Genomic DNA, 10,791 nt, shown 5'->3' with positions numbered 1-10,791 from the left:
AGATGACTTAGCTAAAGCAATCCATTCATTAACAGTTAAGCCAAAGATATCAACAAAATTTAGTTATGCAAATGGTAAATTAATGGTAATGCCATGGATAGGAGCAGAGTTTAACTTAGAAAACAAACCAACTACTACTAATGGTAATCAAAACAATGACAACAAAGACTTCGTTTTAAGAAAGATTGTTGGTAAGGCTGGTCTTGGGATTAATCTAATTTAGACTTTTTTCACACTAGCTAAAATATAAAAATGTTCCTTAAATTAAGGAACATTCTTATTATTAATCAACTTTAAATTGTATGAATATAGGGTCATGGTCGCTAAATGAACCTTGTTCTTTTAGAAATTCTGAATTTACCCTAATAACATCAATATTTACATTATCTTTATATTTCTTATTAATCATTATATTATCAAGAGTTTGAGATGCACCTTGATATACATAAGTGTATCTTTCATTTTTAGGTAATTGTGATATTACATCTATTAACTCATCACCATTAATATTTTTTGTAGTCTTAGAAAATTCAAAATCATTCATATCTCCTAAAACTATTACTGTAGCCATATCATCTTTAGCTAAAATATCTTTAACAAAATTATTAATATATTTACCCTCCGGTATTCTTACATCTTCTGATTTTCTAATAACCGGGTGATTAACTCCATATATTTTATCATCTGATCTCTTAGATTTTAAATGATTAGCTATTACAAATATATTTTTACCATTATATTCAAATTGAGCTACTAAAGGTTTTCTAACTTCTTGCCATATTCCATCTTGATTTCCTATTCTTCCAGGATTATATGTTAATCTAACATTATCTCCATCTTTTATTACTTCTGTATCAGTAATTGCATCTCCTTGATTAAATCCAACTACATTTAATCTATCTTTTCTATATAATATTACATTACGTATGTGCATTTCAGGCCAACCACCATCTTTACCATGAATAGGGTCTACACTAACGAATCCATAATCTATACCTGTTTTATCTTTTATTGCCATAACAAGTGTTTCCATATTTTCATTTGAAGATACTACATCACTTCCTTTTGAGCCATCATCATCTCCAACTTCTATTAACCCTAAAACATCTGGTGTTTGAAGTATAGTTGCAACTTGATTTGCAAGTTCTCCTATTCTTTCAGGATTATCTACATGTGAGAAGTTTTCTATATTATATGAAACTACATTTAATAATTCTTCATTATATGAATATTTATTTTTTTCAGGTTTAGTATTTTTATCTAAAATTCCAGGGAAAGGTGATGTTGGGTATAATCTATATTCTCCATGTTCATAAAATACTATTCCCTCTATATCTCCTTTAAATTCATCTCCAGGATTTGGACTTAAATTATCTTTATACTTACCGTTTTCAAATATATTCCATGGAGTTATATTTACAGTTATTCTTTGAGTTTGTTCTGTTTCATAATTATTATACACTACTCCACCATTAATACTTCTTAATCCTGCATACATTCCCTTACTTGGAACTACTGTAATATCTCCATATTTTTGATTAGCTCCTGTTACAACTGGATTTTTAATTTTTATTAAAACTCCCTCAAGTGCTTCATAATAATCCATAGCATTTGTTTTTACATTTAACACTGGGTTATTATCATCACGAACTTTGATAGGTATATTTTTTCCAGTATGCTCTAAAGGTTTAACTTTTTGTTTAGATTTCATAACCTTTACAACATTAGCTTGTATAGAAGTAATAGGTGGTTGAGTTTTATCAGGTTTATTTAAATAAATTTCTTTTACTTTTCCATCAACAACAACTAAATCACCAACTTTAACATCAACACCGTTAATATTTTCTACATAAATTCCCTCAGAAGTTCTCATGTCTTTATCATGTTTTATTGATTGCATGAAGAAACCATTATTATACTTAGTTTTTCTAATAGCAGTTACTACTCCTTTAACTTTAGTTACATCTTTATCTTGAAATTTAGAAAGCATTTCATTTCCTTGTATTTGAGAAATTGTTTCTGAAATTGAAATTCCAGATAATGCCATAACTAACGATAAAAATAAAAATTTTCTTTTCATTTATGTTCATCTCCCTTTAAATTAACTATAAATATTATATCTTATTTTTTTTATTTATCAAGACTATTTTACACACTATTATATATTAAACCTTTATTTTTTGTTCTAAAAATTGTATAATACACATGATATAAATGTAACAAGAAAGGAACTAAATATGAAAAAAATTATTTTTATTTTTTCTACTTTAGCAATTGTTAGTTGTTCATCAATAACTACCACACTTTTAAAAACTACCAATTTCATATATAGAGGAGAAAAAGAAACATTTTTAAAAATAGGTAGAACTGGAGCTTATTATGAATTGCCTTGGAAACATAAATCTGACATAACTCATGAAACTATATTATATAACGGAAATGTAAAATTAGAGTTGATTAAAAAAACTGAAAAGAAAAATGATTCAGTAATTTATTATGCCCATGGAGGTGCATTTATTTATCCTCTATCTAATATTTATAGAAATCTTGCAGAATTTATGCTAAATATTAATGATAATTATGATATTATTTTCGTTGATTACAGACAACTTCCATATAGTTTCTATCCTAGTGGACATGATGATTATGATAATGGTTTAGAATATGCATTTGAAAATTACAAAAATGTATATACTTTTGGAGATTCTGCTGGTGGAAACCTAATAGTTTCTACATTATTAAAAAGAAGAGATGAGAAAAGAAGATTACCTGATGCAGTAGTTCTTTTATCTCCATTTTTAGATATATCAAATACTTTAGAAAGTAGAAAAACAAATGTTAAGACAGATCTTTTAATAGGTTCTTCTGTTGAAAATTATGATCTTTCTAAACTTCTTAAAGATAATGAATACTTTAAATATGAGAAGGATAAAAAACATCCATATATTTCACCAGTTTTTGGAGATTTCAACGGATTCCCACCTACTTATATAGAAGTTAATAATGGCGAACTATTATATGATGATTCTAAAATAGTTAAAGAAAAACTTGATAGCGAAAATATAGAAAATAGGTTTGTTACTGTAGATGGGCTTTACCACGTTTATCACTTATTAAGATCAAGTGAAGCTACAACATCTATAAAATCAATATTTGATTTCCTTGATGAAAAAAGACTTGGAGGAAAATAATAATGAACCTACAAAAATTATTTAAAAATGTAGATTATAGGGTGCTTACATTAGTTGAAGAAGATAATTTTAAAGATATGTCATATAATTCTAAAGAAATTAAAGAGGGAGATATATTTATTGCGTTAATTGGTAATGTTGTAGATGGACATAACTACATACCATCAGCCATTGAAAATGGTGCTAAAATGATAATAGCAGAAAGAGAAGATTATCCTTATCCTAAAGATATTACAGTGGTTTTAGTTAAAAATTTAAGAGATAATCTTGGATATATTTCAAGTAATTTTTATAATCACCCTCAAAATAAATTGAAAATTATAGCTGTTACAGGTACAAATGGTAAAACAACAACAACTTACATTTTAGAATCTATATTCAAAAATTCTGCAAGAATAGGGACTACAGGTTATAGGGTGCTTGATACTGAATACGAAGCAAAAAACACTACTCCTGAATCTTTAGACTTAATAAAATTAATGAAAGAAGCAGTAGATAAAAATGTAGAATATTTTTTAATGGAAGTAAGTTCTCACGCATTATGCCAAGGTAGAGTTAAGATGTTAGAATTTGATAGTGCAATTTTTACTAATTTAACTCAAGATCATCTTGACTTCCATGAAACTTTAGAAAAATATTTTGAGGCAAAAGCTTCTATAGTTAATCATTTAAAAGCTAATGCACGGCTTATAATAAACAAAGATAATGAATATTGCAAACGTTTATTAAATATTTCTGATTCTTTTTCATTAAAAGAAAATGCAACAATTAATGGAGAAGTATTAGAATATACATTAAAAGGAATGAAAGTAAAAATATCTAAGGATAACAAAGAGTATATTTTTACAACAAAATTAATGGGAGAGTATAATTTACAAAATCTTTTAGGAGCTATACTATCGGCATATAACTTGGGGATAAGTTTAGATGACATTATTAAATCAATTCAAGAAATAAAATCTATAGCCGGAAGATTTGAAATAATTGACAATGATAAAGATGTTATGGTTGTAGTAGATTATGCACATACAGCAGATGGATTAACAAATATATTAAAAACACTTTCAGTAATGAAAAAAAATAGGCTTATAACCCTATTTGGTGCAGGTGGAGATAGAGATAAAACTAAAAGATCAAAAATGGCTAAAGCTGCTTGTGAATACAGTGATTTAATATATTTAACTTCAGACAATCCAAGAACTGAAAATCCAGAAATGATATTAAATGATGTAGAAAAAGGCATGGATTCTTCTATTCCATACTTTAAAATTTGTGATAGAGAAATTGCAATTAAAACCTCTATACAAAACCTACAAAAAAATGATATACTACTGATTGCTGGAAAAGGTCATGAAGATTACCAAATTATAGGTAGAGAAAAAATACATTTCGATGACAGAGAAATGGCTAGAAAATATTTAGGAGGTAGATAAATTGAAAAAAATACTATTTACAATTTTTACTTTTATTATGTTATTAAGTTGCTTTGGAAATAATGAAAGCGATGAAAATGTTTTAAACATTTATACTTGGACATATTTTGTTCCTGATAAAATTATAGAGGATTTTGAAAAAGAAACAGGAATTAAAGTTAATCTTAGTTACTATGATAATAATGATACTATGATAGCTAAATTAATGATAGGGAGTGGCGATGGAAATTACGATATAGTTTCACCATCAACTGACTATATACCTATTATGATACAATCAGGATTATTAGAAAAATTAGACAAGTCTAAATTAGGGCAAACTTTTGAAAACATGAATGAAAAACTAAACTTAATGGAAATTTCTAAAATATATGATGAGGGATTAAATTATTCTATTCCTTATTCATTCATGGCAACAGGAATAACAGTAAATAATGAGATTGTTGGTAGTGATTTTGTTAAAACTCCTGATATATTTTTAAATAAAGAATTTAAAGGTCGTATGACTATGTTAGATGATGGACGTGAAGTGATAGGTCTTGCTTTACAATACTTAGGTTATTCATCTGATTCAAAAGATATTAATCAATTAAAAGAAGCAAAAGAAAAAATACTTTCTTGGGCAGAAAATTTAGCTAAATTTGATTCTAATGCTGCTGGTAAAGGAATAGCAAGTGGAGAATTTTCTATAGTTCATGGTTATCCAGATGTATTTTATGAAATTGAAAAAGAAGAAGAAAATAAATTTACTTACTTTATACCAGAGGGTGCTATGATGTATATAGATTCAATGGCTATACCTGCAAATTCTAAACATAAAGATAATGCTTATAAATTCCTTGAATTTTTATACAGACCTGAAAACTTCATAGAAGTGTTAAAAGTATTAAGAAATCCAAGTATAATTAAAGGTGTAGAAGAAAACTCTGAAATTAAACCAATAATTTCTGCTGAAGAAATAGTTAATAAATCTAAATTACCTAGTGCTTTAGATGATGAAACTAAGGAATTACACGATAAAATATGGACAGAAATTAAATCAAGTGGAAAATAATAGCTCTTTTAGAGCTATTTTTATTTTCTTGATTTTACCTGTTATATAATATCATTTTACAATTCTTTTATAACACTTAGTTCTGTTGATTTTTTTCATAATTTAGTATATACTTAATATATATCAAACGAAGAGGTGTAAAGATGAAATCAATAAAAAAATTATTCATAATTAGTGTTCTAGCACTTGGATTTTCAACTATTGCTAACGCTAGTTTTACTTTTAATGGTTATTCATACGGAAGTGAACCATTATTAACTATAACTCAAGAAACAAATGAAAAATTTGGAATATTAAAATTTACTGCTAAAGAAACTAAAATTTCAGATAAAATAAATGCTAAAATAGAAAAAACTATAAATGATTTAATTAAAGATGAAAATACTAAAGCTAATGTATTTTTAGCTGCAAATAATTCAAAATTTATGTCTATAGTAATTATTTCATCTAAAACAAATCCTGATAATAGTAGTGTAGAAAATTCATACAGAGGTATGGTATTTGATAGTAATACTGGTAAAGAATTAAAATTATCTGATATTTTCGTTGATCAATATAAGGATATATTAAGACCAACATTAAATGATAAAATAAGAGCTTTTGGAATGAAAGTAAATAAAAAATATGCAGATTGGGATTCTGTAAGTTCATTTTACTTAGAAGAAGATTCAATTACATTAATATTTAATAAAGGAAAAGCAACTGATTCATTTGATGGTGTACTATTTATTCCATTTTTATTACCATCAATACAACAATTACTTAAATAGGAGTATTTATGCAAACTAAATGGATACTTTCTGAAACTAAGTCTAAATTAACTAACTTTGATTTACCTATAGATAATAATATACTTAATATATTAGCAAACAGAGGTATAGTTGATGAAAAAGATGTAGTTAATTTTATTAATCCAAGTCTTGAAAATCTTGAGGATCCTTTAAGACTAAAGGACTTAGGATTAGCTGTTTCATATATATTAGATGCTATAAAAGAAAATAAAAATATATGTATATATGGTGATTATGATGTAGATGGTATTACCTCTACATCTCTTTTGTATTTAGCATTTAAAAAAATTGGAGCAAAAAATGTAGACTACTATATCCCCCTAAGAAATGAGGGTTATGGTTTAAATAAAGAGGCAATACAAGAAATTAAAGATAAAGGTACAGACCTTATTATAACAGTAGATTGTGGTATTAGTTCTTATCATGATGTTGAATTTATTAATTCACTATCTATGCAAGTCATAATAACAGACCATCATGATTTACCTAGTGATAAAAAACTTCCAAGAGCCTTAGCTTGTATTAATCCCAAAAGATTAGATAATGAATATTCATTTCCAAATATTGCTGGAGTAGGTGTTGCATTTCTTTTAGCATATGAACTTTTTAGAAGACTTAATATGAAAGATGAAATTTATACATATTTAGATATAGCTTCTCTTGGAACTATAGCTGATATTATGCCTATAATAAAAGAAAATAGGATTATAGTAAAATATGGTTTAGAAAGACTTAAAAATAGTTCTAATCTTGGTTTAAAAACTATACTAAATAAGTTAGAATTAAAAGATAAGGACCTTACTACAGGAGATATATCATTTAAAATCGCCCCTATATTTAATGCAGCTGGTAGATTATCTGATGCAAAACTAGGAGTAAAATTATTAATCAGTAATAATCAAAATGAAATAAATGTACTTGCAGATAATCTAATTTCAAATAATCTTGATAGAAGAAAAATACAAGATGAAATTATTGAAAATGTATTAGATGAAATGAAAAATAAGGATTTAAGTGATAAATATATATTAATATCACATTCTCCTAATTATCATCATGGTATTATTGGAATAGTGGCATCAAAAGTTCTTGAAACATATTATAAGCCATGTATAATTATGGAAGAAAATTTAGAAGAGGGAATAGCTGTAGCCTCTTGTAGATCTGTTGATGGATTTAATATTACAAGAGCCTTATCATCCGTTTCTAATCTTCTTATTAAATTTGGTGGTCATGCTAATGCAGCAGGATTTACAATTAAACTTGAAAATCTAAATATTTTTAAAGAAAAAATAGAACAGTATGCAAAAGAACAATTAGAAAATATTAAACTAACTAAAAATATTAAAATAGATATGAAAATTCCTGCTCAAAAAATTAGCTATGAATTTATACAAAGTTTAAATTTATTAAAACCATTTGGATTTGGTAATCCTACTCCTCTTCTAATGACTGAAAATTGCATAATACATAACCCAAAAACAGTGGGAAGTAATGAGCAACACTTAAAATTTGATATGGATCAAAAAGGATTTTCTGTTAAAAATGCAATTTGGTTTAATGGAGGAGATAATTTAAAAGAATTAAGAAAAAATCATATATTTTATGATGTAGTATTTAAACTTGAAACTAATGAATATAAAGATAGATTTTATCCTAGTATAATGATAGAAGATATGAAACAATCTAAATTAAAAGATGATAGATTCCAATATTATCATTCTATGTATAATACTTCTTTTCCTATGAAATCAGTATTTTACACAACTATAGATTTAGATGATATTGAACTTGATAAAATATATCTTAAAAGAAGTTTTAATTCATATTCTATTATGTCAGGTCAAAAATCTATTTCAAAACTTGATTCAAATGTATCTACTTTATTATGTAATTTAAGTGATTTTTATGGTTTTAATTTTGATATTAAAATTGAAAACATTGAAAATAGAGAAAATCACAAAATAGTACATATACTGATAAAAAGAAACTATAATATATTAAATTATTCTAATCAAGATAAAGTCCAATTTAGAAATATTAAAAACTATATTCTTGGTGCTCAAGAATACAATGATGTTACTAAAGAAATATTATCTAAGTATTATAAAGAGAATAAGTCTGTATTTATTTCAAGAGAAAATATTTCTTACTCTATTGAAAATGAAAAAATAAGGATAAAAGATAAATTTTTCTATTCTCTATTTTTAACAATAGGTATTAAATATTATTTTGATAAAAATAAGAAAATGATTTTCTATACTAAGAATAAATACTTTATTAAAAATCCTCATTTAAAAAACTATTTTGAATTTAAAAATAGGGTAGATATTTCAGATAAGATTGATAATTGTATTTTTGATTTTAATAGTATAGAAATGCCTATATTTAAATTAAAATATGAAAAAGCTATATTTTTTTGTGATAAAAACTATACAAAAGGCAAATTATATGTTATAAAAAAAGAGGTTGAATTACCACCTAATATATTAAAATTACAAAAAAATTTACTAAGTAATTTAAATTATGATAAAATATTCTTAGAATATTTACCAATTAATAATAAGCTAGCATTGATAAAAGAAGCTAAAAACAATCAAGTTATATATACTGATGAAAGTATAATTGAATATTTTTAAGGAGGATACAATGAAAACGGGAATTTATTTTGGAACTACTACTGGTACAACTGAAGATATAGCTAATAGAATTTCAAATAATTTTGATGATGTCGATGTTATTGAAGTATCAGAGGGTATAGATACATTTAGTGATTATGATTTATTAATCTTAGGGTCGCCAACTTGGGGTCTTGGAGATTTACAAGATGATTGGATGGCATGTGTAGATGAAATCGATGACATGGATTTAAGTGGAAAATATATAGCTTTATTTGGAACAGGAGATCAGGCATCATTTGCTGATTCATTTATAGATGCTATAGAAATACTTTATAAAAAGGCTGAAAAATCTAATGCTAAAATCATTGGATTTACTGATACAGATGGATATGATTTTACAGATTCATTAGCTATAAGAAATGGAAGATTCGTTGGTCTTGCAATTGATGAACTAAATCAACCTGAATTAAGTGATGAAAGAATAGAAAATTGGTGTAATCAATTAAAAGAAGAGTTTGGAAAATAAGGTATATAAAAGGGAGTGTATTACAAAATTACACTCTCATTTTTTTAAATATATAAAAATATAGATGACAGTTTAATATTAAACTACCATCTATACTCTAAATTTAATCCCATTTTTAAGATAATTTTTTTAAATACAATACTGAAACGAGCTACTTTTCTTGGTATTTTTCTTGTTGGTTCAGAATTACTTCCTGAATTAGAATTCTTCATACTATCACTATTAGATGCTGTTTCAGATTTTTCAGATTTTTCTGTTGTTGAAGTCGATGATTCTGTTGTTGAATTTGCTGTATTTACATTATTAAGTCCTGGAACTTCAGTTGATATATCAATTTTTAACATATGATTTATACCTAGCTCTAAACTTGGTTTTATTAATAATTTATCATCAATATATCTCATTTCTGTTTCTATTCCTGTAGCTATTAAAAAGTTTTCATCATTAAAACGTTTAGTTTCTTCATCTATAATCTTAATATCTTTAGAACTAAATTCTCTTATTCCATTTTCATCTATTTGTTCTCTTTTTAAATCTTTTAAGCTATTGTATAATTTATCTGATTTTAATTGACTATATCCTATAGATAATTTACCTTTAATGTCTATATTATCTTTTATTTTATAAATTATTTCACTTTCATTATATAGCTTAAGTATATATTGTGAATCTATTTTTAATTTATCTGCAATTTCATTTTTACTTGATTTTGCAGAGCTTGGTTGTGAACTTTGATTCCCTGCTCCCGAATTAGCTACACCTGTTTCTTCTGGAAAATAAGAAAACAAGATAATATTTTTCATTTCTAACTTATTATTAAATGTAAGTTTAGGATTTATATGATACTTTAAAATTCCTTTAGCATCTAATAATAGTAATAATTCATCTTCTTTAGAATTTCTATTTAATATTCTAAATCTATTTGAACTAGTTAAGTTAAATTCACCATTAAGATATAATTTTTCATTCAATTTATGTTCTATTTTATTATCAGACCATATATTTATTATTGAAAATGGTTTTTTATCTACATATCCAAATACATATCTTAAATCTGAACTATGCTTTATTTCTGCATTTAGATAATTTTTATTATAGTCTATACCTACACCTGTTGAAAGTAAGTGTTCTAATCCACTATATTTGTCTTTTTCCATATGTGCCGATATTCTATA

Annotated in this window: 8 protein-coding genes and 1 pseudogene; 7 read left to right on the top strand and 2 right to left on the bottom strand. The window is 25.5% G+C overall.

The genetic code is table 11. From position 1 onward, the window contains the following. Nucleotides 1-223 (top strand): annotated as a pseudogene (locus tag BT993_RS02300) (hypothetical protein); the annotation flags it as partial. Nucleotides 224-283: 60 nt separating this feature from the next. On the opposite strand, the gene BT993_RS02295 reads toward BT993_RS02300, so the two are convergent. Next, the gene (locus tag BT993_RS02295) at nucleotides 284-2,080 is read right to left on the bottom strand and encodes an endonuclease/exonuclease/phosphatase family protein (protein WP_072593042.1); all 1,797 of its coding nucleotides are present in this window, start codon (nucleotides 2,078-2,080) and stop codon (nucleotides 284-286) included. 157 nt (nucleotides 2,081-2,237) lie between these two features. On the opposite strand from BT993_RS02295, the gene BT993_RS02290 reads away from it, so the two are divergent. The 6 genes from BT993_RS02290 (at nucleotide 2,238) to BT993_RS02265 (ending at nucleotide 9,616) form a co-directional block, all read left to right on the top strand. Further along, nucleotides 2,238-3,191, top strand: coding sequence for an alpha/beta hydrolase fold domain-containing protein (locus BT993_RS02290; RefSeq protein WP_072593041.1), 954 nt, complete (start codon nucleotides 2,238-2,240; stop codon nucleotides 3,189-3,191). Between the two features lie 2 nt (nucleotides 3,192-3,193). Further along, complete coding sequence (locus BT993_RS02285; protein WP_072593040.1) at nucleotides 3,194-4,624, top strand: UDP-N-acetylmuramoyl-L-alanyl-D-glutamate--2,6-diaminopimelate ligase; 1,431 nt, start codon at nucleotides 3,194-3,196, stop codon at nucleotides 4,622-4,624. A gap of 1 nt (nucleotide 4,625) precedes the next feature. Further along, the gene (locus BT993_RS02280) at nucleotides 4,626-5,678 is read left to right on the top strand and encodes an extracellular solute-binding protein (RefSeq protein ID WP_072593039.1); all 1,053 of its coding nucleotides are present in this window, start codon (nucleotides 4,626-4,628) and stop codon (nucleotides 5,676-5,678) included. Between the two features lie 143 nt (nucleotides 5,679-5,821). Further along, on the top strand, nucleotides 5,822-6,448 hold the full coding sequence (locus BT993_RS02275) for a hypothetical protein (RefSeq protein WP_072593038.1): 627 nt from the start codon (nucleotides 5,822-5,824) through the stop codon (nucleotides 6,446-6,448). Nucleotides 6,449-6,456: 8 nt separating this feature from the next. After that, on the top strand, nucleotides 6,457-9,108 hold the full coding sequence (recJ, locus tag BT993_RS02270) for a single-stranded-DNA-specific exonuclease RecJ (RefSeq protein WP_072593037.1): 2,652 nt from the start codon (nucleotides 6,457-6,459) through the stop codon (nucleotides 9,106-9,108). Between the two features lie 10 nt (nucleotides 9,109-9,118). Then, nucleotides 9,119-9,616, top strand: coding sequence for a flavodoxin (locus BT993_RS02265; RefSeq protein ID WP_072593036.1), 498 nt, complete (start codon nucleotides 9,119-9,121; stop codon nucleotides 9,614-9,616). 83 nt (nucleotides 9,617-9,699) lie between these two features. Here BT993_RS02265 and BT993_RS02260 read toward each other — a convergent pair whose 3' ends face one another. Further along, on the bottom strand, nucleotides 9,700-10,773 hold the full coding sequence (locus BT993_RS02260; RefSeq protein WP_072593035.1) for a hypothetical protein: 1,074 nt from the start codon (nucleotides 10,771-10,773) through the stop codon (nucleotides 9,700-9,702). Nucleotides 10,774-10,791 lie beyond the last annotated feature (18 nt).

It is taken from the genome of Streptobacillus ratti (assembly GCF_001891165.1).
Lineage (GTDB): Bacteria > Fusobacteriota > Fusobacteriia > Fusobacteriales > Leptotrichiaceae > Streptobacillus > Streptobacillus ratti.
The sequence above is the reverse complement of the archived record's forward strand: the minus strand, read 5'-3'. Positions and strand labels throughout refer to the sequence as shown.